Raw genomic sequence first — 16174 nt, forward strand, 5'->3', positions numbered from 1 at the left:
TTGATCTTGATCTTCGTACACAGAAAGTCCAGACACCACCAATCGCGACTTGGGTGCAGGCCGAACGCAGACGACGCGGAGTGGGCCGAGCCGCATGGATGCGGCGAGAGCGCCGTCAGGACATGGATGTCCGTTCGGCGCGGGCCCACGGAGCGTCGTCGAAGTGAGGGTATTCCGACGAAGGAGGAACCTAACCAGGAGCAAGCACCCTTGGTTACTTGGGGTGCTTTTCCAAGTAACTCGCCGAAGGCGAAACAGTCGAGCCGTTAGGCCGACGCCCTTGATCTTGATGAAGGATCACCCCTTCCAAGCCGACTGCCGAATAATCTCCACAAAATTCAGCGGCTTGAACGTCGGATCCTCATCCACCAACACATCCGCATTCACCGTCCCGAACGTCGTATCAGGCTTATGCCGAAACCCATCCGCAAACGCACACAAAATGCATTCCTTGAAATCCTCCCCGCGCGGGTGAGCATGGGTCACCACTTCCCGCTGCTCATCACTGAACTGCCCGTAATTGATCCCCAACACATCCATCTCCACGCCCGCCGTCACCAGCGCCACGTTCGGCCGCAAATGCTCGGGCACGCCCGGCGTCGTGTGCAACGCAATCGACAACCAGACCTGCTCCATATCCGCCTCCGACAACCCGAACGGCTGCATGAACGCCCGCGCCGCATTGGCCGAATCCACCTCGAAACGCAGGTCCGCACTGCGATGCTGCGCCACCAGACCCAAATCATGAAACATCGCCCCGACGTAAAGCTGCTCGGCGTCGTAGGCCAGTCCCTTGCGCTCACCGGTCAGCGCGCCCCACAAAAACACCCGGCGCGAGTGATTGAACAGCAGGTCATCTTCCTGCTCGCGGATGTACTCGGTGGTGGCGCGGGCCAGCGCGCTGTCGGGGATCTTGATACCAGCAATCGATTGAGTCATGGGAATCTCTCCAGCGGCCGCACCGGGGTGGCGCGTTGAAGAGAAGTCTGGGCGACGGCGCATCTCGGCTCAATCGGCGCGCGGTCTCGTTCTCTGCCAAACGTGCATCGTTTACTGCCAGCCCACCTGCGGTTTACCAGATTGCTGCGGACCGCCCGCCTGACCTCGGATAAACTCTGCGCCGTTGCAGTGCGCTACGCCTCAAAAAGCGCTTTAAAAAGTGCCCTCAAAGCGCGCCGTCAGAGCCCGCCGATCAAAGCATTCCAGCACCTCTCACCTGATGCATCGACAACAAGGAGCCCCCGTGTACAAGGGCGTTGCGTTATCGGTCATGGCCTCCTGCCTGTTCGCGGTCATGTACTACTACACCTCACTCCTCACGCCGTTGAGCGGTGAAGAAATCTTCGGTTGGCGCATGCTGCTGACCCTGCCATGCGTGACGCTGTTCATGCTCTCCAGTGGAGACTGGAAGCTGGCCCGCGCCCTTGCCCTCCGGGTGCGACAGGCGCCTGCCCTGCTGGCAGGCATGGCGCTGTCGGCGACGTTGATGGGCGCGCAGTTGTGGCTGTTCATGTGGGCGCCGCTGCATGGCCGCAGCCTGGAGGTGTCGCTGGGGTATTTTCTGCTGCCGCTGACCATGATTCTCACCGGGCGTGTGGTGTACGGCGAGCACCTGTCGCACCTGCAGAAGATCGCCGCCTGCTGCGCGCTGGTCGGCGTGGGGAACGAGCTGCTGCGCCTGGGCAGTTTTTCTTGGGAAACCCTGCTCGTCTGCCTGGGTTATCCGCTGTACTTCGTGCTGCGGCGCAAGCTCAAGACCGACAACCTTGGCGGTCTGTGGTGGGACATGCTGCTGATCCTGCCCGTCGCGGTGCTGTTCATCTGCCAGGGCAACCCTTCGGTCGTGGAACAATTCCCACGCTTCTATGTGCTGATTCCGGTGCTGGGGGCGATCAGTGCGTCGGCCCTCGTCAGCTACATTCGCGCCAGCCGCCTGCTGGCATTCAGCGTGTTTGGCTTGCTCAGCTACGTCGAGCCGGTGCTGCTGGTTGGCGTTGCGCTGCTGCTGGGCGAATCCATCGGCCGCGATGAATGGATGACCTACTTGCCGATCTGGCTGGCGGTCATGGTGCTGGTAGGAGAAGGCGCCAAGCATGTATTGGCCCAGCGACGACGCCATCGCGCTTGAATGGCTCTCGGCAACTGACCCGTGCCATTCCGGCTCGTCTGGGCTGAATGTAAGCCTTCGCGAGCAAGCTCGCGCCCACGGAATCGTCAGTTGACTGCGCATCTTTTGTTGCCGCCAGACTTGTGGGAGTGAGCTTGCTCACGAAGAGGACCTTTCGTCCAGCGAACCGCCATGACCATCAACACCAAACCGCGCCAGCTGCATCTCCTGCAACCGGCTCAGCGTGCGCCGAAACGCAAACGCCAGATAACCTTCGGTGTACAGCTCGGCCATCGGCATCGCGGCTTCGACGTACAGCGGTACCTTGCGGTCATAGCACTCGTCGACCAGCGCAATGAAACGCCGCACGCCATCGTCATAGGGCGACAGTTGCGGCAGCTCGCGGTCCCCCGCCGTGACCTGTTCAACGCCATCCTCGGTGCCACGGGCAATGCGCCCCTCGCGCTGGGGTGCGCTCAACGCCGGCACTTCACTCAACAAAACGGCCTTGTAACGATCGCAGAGCTCGATGAAATCCATCGCCGCCAGCGGTTGCTCGCACAAGTCGGCATAGCGGCACCAGATCACGGTTCTACTGCTGCGCACCACCGGCACATGCCGCCTTCCCAGCGGCACAGGCTGAGTCGACACCGACTCGCCGCTGCTCAACGTATCGAACACCTCGACCAGCGCGCTCGGCCCCTGCTCCGCCTTCACCCAGTAACGCTGCTGCGCCTGACCGGGATGCAGCCGGTGGTCCTCGCCGCCGTCGACCGAGACCACCTCCATGAAGTGATTGATCGCCGTGATCGCGGGCACGAAACGCTCGCGGTTATGCCCGGTGGCGTACAGTTGCTCGGGCAATTGATTGGAGGTGCAGACCAGCACCACGCCCTCGTCGAACATCGCGCGCACTAGACCGCCGAGGATCACCGCATCGCCGATGTCGTTGACGAACAACTCGTCGAAGCACAGCACGCGCACGTCGTGGGCCAGCTCCCGGGCCAGCACCTGCAGCGGCTGGGCCACGCCGGTGAGCTGGAACAGGCGCTGATGCACCCAGCGCATGAAGTGATGAAAATGCTGGCGCCGGGCCGGGACCTGCAGGCTGTCGTAAAAACGGTCCATGAGCCAGGTCTTGCCGCGCCCCACCGGGCCCCACAGATAAACGCCTTTGACCGCGCCGCCGCGCTTACCGTCATTCAACGCCTGCCAGCACGCCTGCAAATGCAGTGCGGCATTGCGCTGGGCTTCGTCAGGCTGAAAACCCTGGGCATCAACGGCCTGCTGCCAGGCCTCAAGTGGAGACAGAACGGTCATCGAGACGCTTCACTGCGCAGTGGAGTTTTGGTCGTGGCGTCTGGAATACGAGGCGCCCAGTAGATAGAAGCAGCCGCCGGCGATGATGAACGCCGCCAGCATGTAAAACATGAAATGCGCCGACTGAGTCGCCAGTGCGAAGCCGCACAACACCGGCCCCAGGGCGCCGCCGAGGTTGGAGAGGTTCTGCGCGCCGTAATACATGCCGCGCAAATGGGGGGGTGCGATGCGGTCGATGAACATGTACTCGGCCGGGAACACGATGATCTCGCCGAGGGTGAACACCGCCACTGCCAGCGACCAGTGCAGCACCGTCGTCGACAAGGCAAACCCGACCACGCCCATCAGGAACAGGCTGAAACCTGCAGTCAGCCACTGATTCAGGTACTGATGGCTGATGCGTTTACCGACCAGGTACTGCAAGCAGATCACCACCGCCGCGTTCACCGCGACCACCGAGCTGATGACCTGATAGGTGAATTCCGGCGTGCTGGTGGTGACCAGGTATTGCGACAGGTACGCGGTGAACTGCCCGAACACCACCGCGCTAAGCACGCCGCCGACGGTGAAGCACACCAGCCGGTAATCCTTGAGCAGGATGCGTCCGACGGCGATGAAGGAAATCGGTGCGTTCGCAGGGTCCGCCGAGCTCAGCTTGCGGTCCCCGTACATCGCGTAAACCAGGAAAAAACCCAAGCCCAGAATCGCCGACATCACGAACGGCAGCTTCATGTTCCAGTGCGCCAATCCTGCGCCGATGAACGGCCCGACGGCATAGCCGATGTTGATGAGTGTGTAGCGCACCGAAAACACTTTGCTCTGATCGGCCACCGGCAACAGCTTGCCAAACGCCGCCTTGACCACGATATCGATGACCGAATACGCGAAGTTGAAGGACACCAGAAACAGGAAGAACAGCCACAGCTTGCCGGTCACGCACATGCCGATGAAACCGGCGACGAAGAACCCGGTGAAGCACAGAATCAATCGATAACTGGACAGTTTGTCGGTGAGGTAGCCGCCATACAGGCTCAGCAACGAGCCGACAATCAGCGCCCCACCGACGACCAGGCCGATGTCGCTCATGCTCAAAACGAAATTCGAAGACAGGTAAATCACCAGATAGGGCAAGGTGATTGCCCTGCCCAGCGTCAGAAACAGCGACGAAGAAAGCAGGAGATTGACTGAAGCCGGGTAGTGTCTGAGCGCAGCGAGCATCCGTGTTCTGTCCTTCATGACGTGCCGAGCCTTGATGACGGGAATCGGCGTGCTGTTTGAGGGAAACATCCTTACACAATCAGGGGTAACGGGACACATGAAGAATGAGTAAAACGCGGCAGGGTGTGGCATCCCACCGACTGGCCGTCTGCGTTCACATTCCGTAACATCCCCTCCCTTTGCACCCCGCCCTTCAGGAATTTCATGAAACCCGCCCGTCTTCGCGCCGATGTCCTCGCCGGACTCACCACTTCTTTCGCCCTGGTGCCCGAGTGCATCGCCTTCGCGCTGGTCGCGCACCTCAACCCGCTGATGGGCCTGTATGGCGCGTTCATTATCTGCACGCTGACTGCGCTGTTCGGCGGGCGTCCTGGGATGGTTTCCGGCGCGGCGGGTTCGATGGCCGTGGTCATTGTGGCGCTGGTGGTGCAGCACGGCGTGCAGTACCTCCTGGCGACGGTGTTGCTGGGCGGGTTGGTGATGATCGCGTTCGGGCTGCTGCGCTTGGGCAAGCTGGTACGGATGGTGCCGTATCCGGTCATGCTCGGGTTCGTCAACGGCCTCGCGATCGTCATCGCCATGGCGCAGCTGGAGCATTTCAAAAGCGGCGAAAGCTGGCTCAGCGGCACGCCGCTGTACCTGATGATCGGCCTTGTGGCCCTGACCATGGCCGTGGTGTACCTGCTGCCGCGGCTGACCCGCTCGGTACCGCCGGCGCTCGTTGCCATTCTCGGCGTCGGCCTGCTGGTGTACCTGTTCGACCTGCCGACACGCACCCTCGGCGACATGGCGCACATCGCTGGTGGTCTGCCAGGCCTGTCGCTGCCGGACGTGCCGTGGAATCTGGAGACCCTGCGGATCATCGCGCCCTACGCGATCCTGATGGCGCTGGTCGGCCTGCTGGAAACCCTGCTGACCCTGAACCTCACCGACGAAATCACCGAGAGCCGCGGCTACCCCGACCGCGAATGTGTCGCCCTCGGCGTCGCCAACCTGGCGTCCGGCCTGTGCGGCGGCATGGGCGGCTGCGCAATGATCGGCCAGACGGTGATCAACCTGAGTTCCGGCGGCCGCGGTCGTCTGTCAGGCATCGTCGCCGGCGTGATGATTCTGATGTTCGTGCTGTTCCTCTCGCCCCTCATCGAACGCATTCCGCTGGCGGCGCTGGTCGGCGTGATGTTCGTGGTGGCCCAGCAGACCTTCGCCTGGGCCTCCCTGCGCGTGCTGCGCAAAGTCCCGCTAAATGACGTCTTCGCAATCATCGCCGTGACCATCGTCACCGTCCTCACCGATCTCGCCACCGCCGTGCTGTTCGGCATCCTCATCGCGGCGCTGAATTTCGCCTGGCAACAGGCCCGCGAGCTGTACGCCGACAGCCATGTCGAGCCCGACGGCAGCAAGATGTATCACCTGCACGGCACGCTGTTCTTCGCCTCCACCACGCCGTTCCTCGATCAGTTCGATCACCTCAACGATCCGCAGCACGTCACGCTGGACTGCCGCCACTTGATCTTCGTGGACTATTCCGCCATCGCGGCGCTGAAAACCCTGCGCGAGCGCTACCAGAAGGCGGGCAAACACCTGCGTGTGGTGCATCTGTCGGAACGCTGCAAAAAGCTGCTCAAGCGCGCGGGTGTGCAGCACGCTTGAGATGAGCATCGAGCCTCAAGCGCCGCTTAGCTGATAGCACGCACAATCGCCTCGGTCGCCACCACCTGCGCGTACTCACCGTGCAGGTTCGCCAGCGACATGGCGTGGATATCTTCAGCACTGCGTGGCTGACCGAAGAAGTCCTCGCCGTCGAAGGTGAAGCAGGCATCGTGGGGCACGATGACTTCGAAGCCGAGATTGCCGCCAGTGCGCGCGGTCGACTCCACGGAATTGTTGGTCACCACGCCGACGATCACCACCTGATTGATCCCGTCCGCACGCAGCCAACCTTCCAGCGCCGAATGGCAGAACGCATCGGGCACCTGTTTGTGCAACTCGCCTTCGTCGTCCCACGGCGTAAACGCCGGTTGAAACTCGACACCTGATTGCTGCGGCCAGAACACAGAATCCGGTGAGCGGGAGAAATGCCGCACATGAATCACCGTGCGCCCGCTGTCACGCCAGGCGCTCAGCAGTTCCAGCATGCGCTGCTCGGCGTCAGGGTTGTTACGCCGGCCCAGCTTGGGGTGGTTGATACCCTGCTGCATGTCGATGAGGACCAGCGCCGCTTTCGGTTGGATGTGCATGTTTGTTCCTTTAAGACAATCCCGGGAAGGACACTCAGCCAATAGGCGCACGTGCTTAAACGGCACTGAAATGCCGCGCCCATTGCTGTTCGGCGAACTGTTCGATGATGAAGTCGACGAACGCGCGGGTTTTGCCCGGCAGTAATTTGTGCCCACTGTAATAGATGGAAATGTTGCCGTCCTCGACATACCACTCCGGCAGCACCCGTTGCAGCGCACCGCTGCGCAGGTATGGCAGCGCGAACGGCATGCTCACCAGCGCGACGCCCAGACCCTGGCTCGCCGCGCGGCAGGCAGCCTCGGAATCGCTCAGGGTCATGCGCACCTTCATGCGCAGCGGGCTTTGCTCATGACTGCGATGGCTCAACGGCCAGGAACGGATCCGCCCGGTTTGCGGCGAACGGATCAGAATGCCGTCACAGCCGTGCAAGTCGTCTGGATGCGTGATGCCTTCGTGGGCGTGCAGCCATTGCGGCGACGCCACCAGCACGCGGTGAGCGGGCGCCAGCTTGCGGGCGACAACGCCCTGGGGCAGATCGAAGCCACCGCCGATGGCTGCGTCGAAGCCCTGCCCGATGAGGTCCACCTGCCGGTTATCGAAATGCCAGTCGGGGGTGATGGCCGGATAGCGTTGCAGAAAATCGGCCAGCAGCGGCACCACATACAGACAGCCGAACATGGTGCCGACGCTGACTTTTAAGGTGCCGGCGGGACTGCCTTCGGCACTGGCCAGGTTGGCGACAGCGTTCTGAATGGTATTGAGGCTGGCACTGACCTCGCCGAGGAAACGCTGGCCGGCTTCTGTCAGCGTCAACTTGCGCGTGCTGCGCTGGAACAGTCTTACCCCCAGCTTCGCCTCAAGTTTGGCGACGCTCTTGCCGACGGCAGCGGGCGTCAGGCTCAGCCGGCGTGCAGCCTCGGCAAAGCTGCCGACCTCGGCACTGCGCACGAAGCATTCTATGCTGCTGAAGTGTTCCATCGCGCTCACTCACAACTTCCGGTTTACACAGACTATCTCGATTAACGGCTACCGGACGGGTAATCGTCGGCAGATACTCGTGTCCATCAACCCACTCCTCACCTCTATCGGAGATCGACATGACGCACCCCACCAATCTGATCGGCAAAACAGCACTGGTCCAAGGCGGCTCACGCGGCATCGGCGCCGCGATCGTCAAACGGCTGGTCGAACAAGGCGCAGCAGTGGCCTTCACCTTCGTCAGCTCGGAAGCCAAAGCGCAGGAGTTGCAGGACAGCATCACTGCAGCCGGGGGCAAAGCCCTGGCCATCAAGGCCGACAGCGCCAACGCCGAGGACATCCGCAGCGCCGTCGCCAAGACCGTGCAGACATTCGGCGGCCTCGACATCCTCGTCAACAACGCCGGCGTGCTGGCCATTGCGCCGCTCGAAGAATTCACCCTTGAGGATTTCGACCGAACCCTGGCCATTAACGTACGCAGCGTCTTCATCGCCAGCCAGGAAGCTGCACGGCACATGAAGGAAGGCGGTCGCATCATCAACATCGGCAGCACCAACGCTGATCGCATGCCCTTTGCCGGAGGCGGCGTCTACGCCATGAGTAAATCGGCGCTGGTCGGCCTGACCAAAGGGCTGGCCCGCGACCTCGGCCCACGCGGCATCACCATCAACAATGTCCAGCCCGGCCCGGTCGACACTGACATGAACCCGGCCGACAGCGACTTCGCCGACACACTGATGGGCCTGATGGCCATCCCGCGCTACGGCAAATCCGAAGAAGTCGCCGCCATGGTCGCCTACCTCGCCGGCCCGGAAGCGGGCTACGTCACCGGCGCCAGCCTGACCATCGACGGCGGCTTCGGCGCCTGATCCACGCGCCCTCGCCGTCGACGCAAAGCCCCGGACCCTGGTAAGGAGCCGGGGCTTCGCGCTTTTTGCTTAAGCGCATGAAAATTCTGAAAAAAAGTTTTGCCTTCAACAAAGCTTTCGACTACATTAGCGCGCCTCGACAGACTGAACGTCTGAAGAGATACGGTGAAGTGTCCGAGTGGCTTAAGGAGCACGCCTGGAAAGTGTGTATACAAGAAATTGTATCGAGAGTTCGAATCTCTCCTTCACCGCCACATTAAAAAGATCCCCGCAACGCTTATGGCGTGCGGGGATTTTTGTTTCTGGCCCTTGGCAAGTCTCGCCTATGTGGGAGTGAGCTTGCTCACGAAGGCGGCATGTCGACCGCCAGATATTCTCCGGTCACAACTGCTCTTCGCGAGCAAGCTCGCTCCCACAGTTCCCTCATGGACTGGTAGAGCGGTGATGTATCTGCCCTTGCCACGCGCCTTCCCGCCCTTCAAACGACCACGTGACCCCACCCACCGGAATAACTAGAATCGCCCCGCGTTTATTTTTCCACGCAAAGCGTCGGAAAAATCGCCATTTGGGTGTCTTAACAGCTAAGGTCTACCCGTCGTACTGTGAATGACTCCAATTCCCGTACACGGATAGCGCTACCCCAAAAGAAAACAGTCCGTATTCCGGCCCCCATTGCGCACCCGCGAGAGAGACATGCAGGGTGCGAATTCGCAGGAGAAGGTAAATGAATGGCATCGGTAAACGTTTGCGCCAAGAAAGAAAACGTTTGAAATTGACTCAAAGCGCGCTGGGCGCCATCGGTGGTGTGGAAGCCAACGCTCAGGGGCATTACGAAAGCGGGCAGCGGTTGCCCAGGGCAGATTATCTGTTCAAGATCGCCGCCGCGGGAGTGGATATCAACCGCGTTGTCACCGGAGTAGACGCCTCTGCCCGCGCTGAAATACCCACGTTTTCGACGGTGGTGACGAATCAGGACAGGGAGAGCGCAGCCGATCTCGACAGCTCGGAAAGCATGGTGAAAATCATCAGCCAGCTGCGTCAGAGCCTGTGGATCACGGCGAATGCATTGTGCGAAGTGACCCGACTGGTTGACTCCGAAGCGCCACGCTCGAGCGCCGACCATGTCGAAGATCACCTCAAGGTGCTGCAAGGTGACGCCGACATGTTCGCAGCACTCGCGCTGGCAAAAGTCCAGAAAGCCGCCCACGAAACCCACTGATCCCCATCAGCGTGACTGACAGCTGAACCTCTCAGATGGTAGCCTTGCGCCATCCAGGGAGGTTCCGATGATCAGAATTCCAGCACTGTCCGCCGCCGTCATGACGTTGCTCTTGTGCGACGTGGCAAACGGCGACGTCTTCAAGTGCGTCGCCGCAAACGGCGCTATCAGTTTCGCCCAAAGCCCTTGCCCGACCTACGTGGGCGAATCCAGCGTGCAGCGGCCGCCTCCGTCCCGGCTTTCCAGCGAGTGGGAGGAAACCGATTTCCCCTACCGCCTGAACAAGAACGCCACCGAAATTCTACAAGTGAGCCGACGCAGAAAGCTGATCATCACCAACGAGCGAGAAATCGCCGATCGCCTGCAAAGCATCCGCCCCCCGCCACCCGCGCTGCCTTCAACCTGCACCGCGCCGCGATACGACAGCGCCTGCTTCGATCCTTCGGGTGGCCGGGTTCGTCAACCCGTGAAAAGCGGCCTGATGAGATCCTCAGGAAACTGACAGCGCCGTTCGCCTACTGATTACCCGCGGCTTGTCGCCTGTCGCTTGCCGCTCACCATTACTTCTCAATTCTCTGAACTAAGTTTTTACCGGCGCCGATGTGATGCCCCGTGAGAGCTGCTTACAGTCGGGCCCCATCGCCAGAATCACAAAAACGAGCCGGCCATGACCTCCACCGACACCCGCCACGACGCCGTTCAGCACGCGGCAAAAACGCTCATCGACGCGTTCGCCAGCAACGACACGGACGCCTACTTTGCGGCATTCGCTGAAGACGCCACCTTCCTCTTCCACACGCTGCCCGCGCCCTTGCTGTCCCGCGCCGCTTACCGCGATGTGTGGGCCGGATGGCAAGCCGATGGCTTTGCCGTTCTGGGTTGCCAGTCGCGCAACGCGCACATCAGTCTGCAAGGCGATGTGGCCATTTTCATGCATGACGTCGACACCCACGTTCGATTCGGCGATGAAGAAAGCCATTTCGGCGAGCGTGAAACCATCGTCTTTCGGCGATATGGCGCGCGCTGGCTGGCGTGCCACGAACACCTGTCGGTGAAGACGGGCTAGCGCGCACGCGCGCTCAGTGGCGAGTAGCCCCTCAGAGGCTGCCCCACCTGCAACACACTGCTTAATCTGATTCATGGTCGCAATGCCGACCACTGCCAATGCCACGATCGGGTTCACCGGTCGAGATAACGGGCCAGCGCTTTTGCGTCGGCCCCAGAACAACACGACAGCGCGCAGGAACATCCCATGGCTCACCCCACCACCACGATCGAAACCTTCGGGGTCGAACAGATCCCTGACCATCAGCGCGACGCTGCGCCCCTCGACCTGTTTCGTCTGACGTTCGGCGGCGCCAACACCTTCGCCACCGCCGTGCTCGGCAGTTTTCCGGTGCTGTTCGGCCTGTCATTCCAGGCCGGCGTCTGGGCCATCCTGCTGGGCGTTGTGCTCGGGTCGATCATCCTGGCGCCGATGGGCCTGTTCGGCGCCCTCAACGGCACCAACAACGCGGTCTCGTCCGGCGCGCATTTTGGCGTTCACGGGCGCATCGTCGGCTCGTTTCTGTCGCTGCTCACCGCGGTGGCGTTCTTCTCGCTGTCGGTCTGGAGTTCGGGAGATGCGTTGATCGGCGGTGCCAAACGCATGGTCGGCCTGCCTGAGAATGACATCACCCTGGCGCTGGCCTATGGCATTTTCGCGGTGCTGGTGCTGGTGGTATGCATCTACGGCTTTCGCTTCATGCTGTGGGTCAACAAGATCGCGGTGTTCGCTTCAAGCCTGTTGTTTCTGCTGGGTATCTTTGCCTTCAGCGGCAGCTTCGATGCGGGCTTCGCCGGCACGGTCAACCATGGCAGTCAGGGATTCTGGGCGGCGTTCATCGGCGCTGCGCTTCTGGCGATGAGCAATCCGGTGTCCTTCGGTGCCTTTCTCGGCGACTGGTCGCGCTATATCCCACGCCAGACATCGAAAAAACGCATCATGGCGTCGGTGTTTCTGGCACAGATCTGCACGTTGATCCCGTTCCTGTTCGGCCTCTGCACGGCGACCATCGTGGCCACCCAGGCGCCGCAATACATCGCGGACAACAACTACGTCGGCGGCCTGCTGGCGGTCTCGCCCAGCTGGTTCTTTCTGCCGGTGTGCCTGATCGCGATCATCGGCGGGATGTCGACCGGCACAACGTCGCTCTATGGCACCGGGCTGGACCTGTCGAGCATGTTTCCGCGCCTGCTCAACCGGGCTCAGGCAACGATTCTGATCGGCATCGCGGCCATCGCCTTCATCTTCATCGGCCGTTTCGCCTTCAATCTGGTGCAAAGCGTGTCGACCTTCGCGGTGCTGATCGTCACCTGCACCTCGCCGTGGATCGTCATCATGGTGCTGGGCCTGATCGTTCGCCGTGGCTTCTATCACCCGGCAGACCTGCAGGTGTTCACCCGTGGTCAGAGTGGCGGTCATTACTGGTTCGAGCACGGCTGGAACTGGCGGGGACTGGGCGCGTGGCTTCCGAGCGCGGCGGTGGGCCTGTGCTTCGTCAATTTGCCGGGGCAGTTTATCGGTCCGCTTGGCAATCTCGCGGGCGGCATCGACATCAGTCTGCCGATTACCCTGGGCCTGGCGGCGCTGTTGTACATCACCCTGCTGCGCACCTTCCCGGAACCGGTCGGCGTGTACGGCGCCATGGGTCCGCACCCGTTACTCGGCAATAACGCACATCGCAACGTAAAGAAGCCGATGGCGATCGGTTGACAGTCCGACGCCATTGACCCAGGGCTCGCTGCAAAGCGGGCCCTTTTCGTTGAGAACCTACCCGCGAGGCTACCCCGACCGACGGGTCGCGTGCCGCTGGCGCCAGTGATTCACATCACGCACAATCGCGACTCACCTCAGCATCCCACCCACAGCAACACGTCAGCTCGACCCACAGGAGATCACCCCCGCATGAACGCAAACGACTGGACCGAAGCTGCCTTGGCGAAGTACATCGTGACCAATCCGATGTTGCAGGCTGAAATCCAGGATTTGAGTCCGAAAGAGCAGCAACAGCAGACCCTCTGGGCCTTCGAAGACGAAGCCGAAAATCTGGGCATCCCGACCTGGGAGCTGGCGCTGACCTTCATTGCCGAAACCCCGGAGCAACTGAAGGAACTGCGCCTAGCTGCGCACAAGGAAGCGGCCGAGGCACTGGACATGGACTGGGAAGAGTACTGCGAATTGAACGAAGTCGAGGTTTAACCGCCCTGCTTGCGTTCCCCTTCAGGGTCGCCAGCCTCGGCGACCCGATCCCCTGACTTGCCAGTCATCCTTTACGCTTTACCTTGCCCTGCCGGGTGGGTAACGTCTGCGCCACTTCAAAACGAAAAGGACTCGCTCCATGAGTGATTTGGTCGCCTATCAACTGGATGACGGCGTTGCGACGCTGACCCTGGCCAACGGCAAGGTCAATGCCATCAGCAACGAGGTGGTTGCCGCATTCAATGCCGCACTCGACCGTGCCGAGCAAGACCGCGCCGTGGTGATCATCACCGGTCAGCCCGGGATCCTTTCGGGCGGGTACGACCTGAAAATCATGACCTCGTCGCCGGAAGCCGCCATGGCCCTGGTCGCCGAAGGTTCCACGCTGGCGCGGCGCATGCTGTCATTCCCCTTCCCCGTCGTGGTCGCGTGCGGCGGTCATGCCGTGGCGAAAGGGGCCTTCCTGTTGTTGTCGGCGGATTACCGCATCGGCGTCGAAGGCCCGTTCAGCATCGGTCTGAACGAGGTGCAGATCGGCATGACCATGCACCACGCCGGCATCGAACTGGCCCGTGACCGCCTGCGCAAAAGTGCCTTCGGTCGCTCGGTGATCTGCGGCGAAATGTTCGATCCCAAGGGCGCGCTGCAGGCCGGCTTCTTCGACAAGGTGGTCGCCCCGGAAGAACTCACCGAGGCCGCGCGCACCGTGGCGCTGCAGATGAAGAAGATCAACATGCGCGCCCACAAGCAGACCAAGCTGAAAGTGCGCAAGGAATTCCTCGAGACCCTCGACCGGGCCATTGAGCTGGATCGTCAGATCCCGCTCTGAGGAATCCTCGACAACGCGCTGCGGCCCCTGCAGCGCATTCCCCTGAAACATCCCGTTAAATTCCTGCTCCCCCGCCCGGGCTGTGGCCGATTGCCGATTCCAGTGCACATCCGTACACTGCGCGCCTTTCGCTTACCGGGTGGTTTTTGCATGCTGTTCGTATTGCGTATGTTGTTGATGGGTCTGCACTTTCTCGTCGCTGGCGCGCTGGGGCTATTGTTGGGCTTGTGCCGCCCGTTCAACCCTGACAACAGCCGCCTGTGTGCTCGCCTCTACGCCCTCCCCGCCATGAGAATTCTAGGGCTGCGCCTGAATGCGCAGCTCGACCCGCAGTTCGAGCAGGCAAGGCCTTGCGTGATCATCTGTAACCATCAATCCAACTACGACCTGTTTGTGCTCGGCAACATCGTGCCGCCGCGCACGGTCTGCATCGGCAAAAAGAGCCTCAAGTGGGTGCCGTTCTTTGGTCAGCTGTTCTGGCTGGCGGGCAACGTGCTGATTGATCGCGGCAACCCGCAGCGGGCGCGTCGCGCCATTCTCCAGACCACTGAAACCCTGCAGCACAAGGACACCTCGATCTGGGTCTTTCCCGAAGGCACGCGCAACAAGGGCGAAGAACTGCTGCCGTTCAAGCGCGGCGCGTTTCAGATGGCGATCGAGGCCGGTGTGCCCATTGTGCCCGTCTGCGTAAGCACCTACGTGCGCAGCATGGATTTGAATCGATGGAACAGTGGCGAGGTGATCATCCGCACGCTGCCCGCTATCCCGACCGCGAACCTGAACAGCGAAGACATCCCGCAACTCATCGCGCTGTGCCACGGCCAGATGCAGACCCGCATCGCCAGCATGGACGCGCAAGTCCGCGGGTCCGCCACCGCCATCCAAACAGACGCTGAACGGCACTGAAAAAACCTGCGAACTCGTTTAAATCCGCCGACTCTGATCAGGGAGCGCGCTAAGCTGCGCGTCAGTTCTCCCTAAAAGAAGAAGCAGACATTATGGGTCGAGTGGTTGCCGCTGCCGTTTACAGTGCCGGAAAGAAAGTCACCAATATCTCCCTCGACGAAGGCGCGACCTGGGCGGCGAAACCGGGGCATTTCGTCTGGATCGGCCTGGAGAACCCGGGTCTGGAAGAACTGACCACGCTGCAACGGCAGTTCAACCTGCACGAGCTGGCCATCGAAGACGCCCTGGAGGTCCACAGCCGGCCGAAGCTGGAAACCTTCGGCGACGCGTTGTTCATCGTGACCTACGCCCCGATCCGCGAGAACGGCAAGCTCATCTTCATCGAAACCCACATCTTCGCCGGCAAGGGCTACGTCATCACCTCGCGCAACGGTGATTCGAAGTCCTACGGGGCGGTGCGCCAGCGTTGTGAGGCGCGGCCGTTGCTGCTGGAGCACGGGGAAGACTTCGTGCTGTATGCGCTGCTGGACTTCGTCACCGAGAACTACCAGCCGGTCACCGAGGCCATTCACTGCGAGCTTGAAGAGCTTGAGCACAACGTGCTGCGCAAGGACCTCAACGAGTCCGACATCCACCGCATTCACGCCCTCCGTCGCGATCTGCTGCGCCTGCGCCGCTATGTAGCGCCGATGGTCGAGATCGGTGAGGAGCTGCAGAAGCTCAGCTTTCCCTTCATCGACAAGAACATGCGCCCGTACTTCCGTGACGTGGAGATCCACGTCAAACGGCAGATGGAAGACCTGTCCAACCTGCGCGACATCGCCAGCCAGACCATCGAAATCAGCCTGCTGCTGGAGTCTTCCCGGCAGAGCCTGACCCAGCGCAAGTTTGCCGCCTGGGCCGCGATTCTGGCATTCCCCACTGCCATCGCCGGCATTTACGGGATGAACTTCGAGAACATGCCGGAGCTGACCTGGCACTACGGGTACTACATGGTGTTGGGTGTCATTGTCGGCGGGTGCGGGGTGTTGTTCGCGAGCTTCAAACGGTCGGGGTGGCTTTAAGTTTTCTGCATAGGCCTACGACTGTAGGACCGGCTTTAGCCGGGGAGAGGCCTGTCCGAACACCCTTAGTTTTGCAGTGTCGCCACTGACGCCTTCCCGGCTGAAGCCGGTCCCACAGGAGGAATGCGTGCTGTCAGTGGGACCGGCTTTAGCCGGGAAGAGGCCTGTCCGAACACCCTTAGTTT

General features: G+C 61.3%; 16 protein-coding genes and 1 tRNA gene. 12 read left to right on the top strand and 5 right to left on the bottom strand.

Annotation, left to right across the window (positions count from 1 at the left end; genetic code table 11):
- Positions 1 to 297 precede the first annotated feature (297 nt).
- Positions 298 to 939, bottom strand: a complete 642-nt coding sequence (locus AC3ISG_RS16040; protein WP_489297422.1) for an HD domain-containing protein — start codon at positions 937 to 939, stop codon at positions 298 to 300.
- A gap of 304 nt (positions 940 to 1243) precedes the next feature.
- Here AC3ISG_RS16040 and rarD point away from each other — a divergent pair, with 304 nt between their 5' ends.
- Complete coding sequence (gene rarD, locus AC3ISG_RS16045) at positions 1244 to 2128, top strand: EamA family transporter RarD (protein WP_122624175.1); 885 nt, start codon at positions 1244 to 1246, stop codon at positions 2126 to 2128.
- Positions 2129 to 2266: 138 nt separating this feature from the next.
- On the opposite strand, the gene zapE is transcribed toward rarD, so the two are convergent.
- Together zapE and AC3ISG_RS16055 are read right to left on the bottom strand one after the other, a co-directional pair.
- Positions 2267 to 3427: a cell division protein ZapE gene (gene zapE / locus AC3ISG_RS16050; protein ID WP_489297423.1), complete on the bottom strand. Its 1161-nt coding sequence runs from the start codon at positions 3425 to 3427 to the stop codon at positions 2267 to 2269.
- A gap of 9 nt (positions 3428 to 3436) precedes the next feature.
- The gene (locus AC3ISG_RS16055; RefSeq protein WP_489299548.1) at positions 3437 to 4645 is read right to left on the bottom strand and encodes an MFS transporter; all 1209 of its coding nucleotides are present in this window, start codon (positions 4643 to 4645) and stop codon (positions 3437 to 3439) included.
- 204 nt (positions 4646 to 4849) lie between these two features.
- Between AC3ISG_RS16055 and AC3ISG_RS16060 the strand changes: the two genes are divergently transcribed.
- The gene (locus AC3ISG_RS16060; protein ID WP_122537888.1) at positions 4850 to 6295 is read left to right on the top strand and encodes a SulP family inorganic anion transporter; all 1446 of its coding nucleotides are present in this window, start codon (positions 4850 to 4852) and stop codon (positions 6293 to 6295) included.
- Between the two features lie 26 nt (positions 6296 to 6321).
- Here AC3ISG_RS16060 and AC3ISG_RS16065 read toward each other — a convergent pair whose 3' ends face one another.
- Both AC3ISG_RS16065 and AC3ISG_RS16070 read right to left on the bottom strand, forming a co-directional pair.
- Entirely contained in the window at positions 6322 to 6882 is a 561-nt protein-coding gene (locus tag AC3ISG_RS16065) for a cysteine hydrolase family protein (protein WP_489297424.1), read from the bottom strand.
- A gap of 55 nt (positions 6883 to 6937) precedes the next feature.
- Complete coding sequence (locus AC3ISG_RS16070) at positions 6938 to 7861, bottom strand: LysR family transcriptional regulator (RefSeq protein WP_205487587.1); 924 nt, start codon at positions 7859 to 7861, stop codon at positions 6938 to 6940.
- 119 nt (positions 7862 to 7980) lie between these two features.
- Here AC3ISG_RS16070 and AC3ISG_RS16075 point away from each other — a divergent pair, with 119 nt between their 5' ends.
- From AC3ISG_RS16075 to AC3ISG_RS16120, 10 genes are all read left to right on the top strand, one after another.
- Positions 7981 to 8730: a 3-oxoacyl-ACP reductase family protein gene (locus AC3ISG_RS16075; protein ID WP_122624170.1), complete on the top strand. Its 750-nt coding sequence runs from the start codon at positions 7981 to 7983 to the stop codon at positions 8728 to 8730.
- Between the two features lie 164 nt (positions 8731 to 8894).
- A tRNA-Ser gene (locus AC3ISG_RS16080) sits at positions 8895 to 8984 on the top strand.
- A 470-nt stretch (positions 8985 to 9454) separates the two neighbouring features.
- Positions 9455 to 9949 carry a helix-turn-helix domain-containing protein gene (locus AC3ISG_RS16085; RefSeq protein WP_122537879.1) on the top strand — a complete coding sequence of 165 codons (495 nt, stop codon included), beginning with the start codon at positions 9455 to 9457 and terminating at the stop codon, positions 9947 to 9949.
- Between the two features lie 67 nt (positions 9950 to 10016).
- Positions 10017 to 10451 (top strand): DUF4124 domain-containing protein, encoded by a 435-nt coding sequence (locus tag AC3ISG_RS16090; protein ID WP_122624166.1) that lies wholly within the window; start codon positions 10017 to 10019, stop codon positions 10449 to 10451.
- A 165-nt stretch (positions 10452 to 10616) separates the two neighbouring features.
- Positions 10617 to 11015 carry a YybH family protein gene (locus tag AC3ISG_RS16095; protein WP_122537875.1) on the top strand — a complete coding sequence of 133 codons (399 nt, stop codon included), beginning with the start codon at positions 10617 to 10619 and terminating at the stop codon, positions 11013 to 11015.
- Positions 11016 to 11201: 186 nt separating this feature from the next.
- Positions 11202 to 12704 (top strand): purine-cytosine permease family protein, encoded by a 1503-nt coding sequence (locus tag AC3ISG_RS16100; protein WP_489297425.1) that lies wholly within the window; start codon positions 11202 to 11204, stop codon positions 12702 to 12704.
- A 192-nt stretch (positions 12705 to 12896) separates the two neighbouring features.
- Positions 12897 to 13190, top strand: coding sequence for a DUF6388 family protein (locus tag AC3ISG_RS16105; RefSeq protein ID WP_122537871.1), 294 nt, complete (start codon positions 12897 to 12899; stop codon positions 13188 to 13190).
- A 139-nt stretch (positions 13191 to 13329) separates the two neighbouring features.
- Complete coding sequence (locus tag AC3ISG_RS16110; RefSeq protein ID WP_122537869.1) at positions 13330 to 14019, top strand: crotonase/enoyl-CoA hydratase family protein; 690 nt, start codon at positions 13330 to 13332, stop codon at positions 14017 to 14019.
- 150 nt (positions 14020 to 14169) lie between these two features.
- A complete protein-coding gene (locus AC3ISG_RS16115; protein ID WP_489297426.1) occupies positions 14170 to 14925 on the top strand; it encodes a lysophospholipid acyltransferase family protein in 756 nt (251 codons plus the stop codon).
- A gap of 92 nt (positions 14926 to 15017) precedes the next feature.
- Positions 15018 to 15989 carry a magnesium and cobalt transport protein CorA gene (locus tag AC3ISG_RS16120; RefSeq protein WP_205484105.1) on the top strand — a complete coding sequence of 324 codons (972 nt, stop codon included), beginning with the start codon at positions 15018 to 15020 and terminating at the stop codon, positions 15987 to 15989.
- Positions 15990 to 16174: the final 185 nt, after the last annotated feature.

Source organism: Pseudomonas sp. GL_135 (assembly GCF_057834665.1).

Coding starts and splice junctions, on each gene's coding strand:
- AC3ISG_RS16100 (WP_489297425.1), top strand. CDS start 11,202: ATGGCTCACCCCACCACCACGATCGAAACCTTCGGGGTCGAACAGATC.
- AC3ISG_RS16085 (WP_122537879.1), top strand. CDS start 9,455: ATGAATGGCATCGGTAAACGTTTGCGCCAAGAAAGAAAACGTTTGAAA.
- zapE (WP_489297423.1), bottom strand. CDS start 3,427: ATGACCGTTCTGTCTCCACTTGAGGCCTGGCAGCAGGCCGTTGATGCC.
- AC3ISG_RS16070 (WP_205487587.1), bottom strand. CDS start 7,861: ATGGAACACTTCAGCAGCATAGAATGCTTCGTGCGCAGTGCCGAGGTC.
- AC3ISG_RS16040 (WP_489297422.1), bottom strand. CDS start 939: ATGACTCAATCGATTGCTGGTATCAAGATCCCCGACAGCGCGCTGGCC.
- AC3ISG_RS16105 (WP_122537871.1), top strand. CDS start 12,897: ATGAACGCAAACGACTGGACCGAAGCTGCCTTGGCGAAGTACATCGTG.
- AC3ISG_RS16095 (WP_122537875.1), top strand. CDS start 10,617: ATGACCTCCACCGACACCCGCCACGACGCCGTTCAGCACGCGGCAAAA.
- AC3ISG_RS16115 (WP_489297426.1), top strand. CDS start 14,170: ATGCTGTTCGTATTGCGTATGTTGTTGATGGGTCTGCACTTTCTCGTC.
- AC3ISG_RS16065 (WP_489297424.1), bottom strand. CDS start 6,882: ATGCACATCCAACCGAAAGCGGCGCTGGTCCTCATCGACATGCAGCAG.
- AC3ISG_RS16055 (WP_489299548.1), bottom strand. CDS start 4,645: ATGCTCGCTGCGCTCAGACACTACCCGGCTTCAGTCAATCTCCTGCTT.
- AC3ISG_RS16090 (WP_122624166.1), top strand. CDS start 10,017: ATGATCAGAATTCCAGCACTGTCCGCCGCCGTCATGACGTTGCTCTTG.
- AC3ISG_RS16120 (WP_205484105.1), top strand. CDS start 15,018: ATGGGTCGAGTGGTTGCCGCTGCCGTTTACAGTGCCGGAAAGAAAGTC.
- AC3ISG_RS16075 (WP_122624170.1), top strand. CDS start 7,981: ATGACGCACCCCACCAATCTGATCGGCAAAACAGCACTGGTCCAAGGC.
- AC3ISG_RS16110 (WP_122537869.1), top strand. CDS start 13,330: ATGAGTGATTTGGTCGCCTATCAACTGGATGACGGCGTTGCGACGCTG.
- AC3ISG_RS16060 (WP_122537888.1), top strand. CDS start 4,850: ATGAAACCCGCCCGTCTTCGCGCCGATGTCCTCGCCGGACTCACCACT.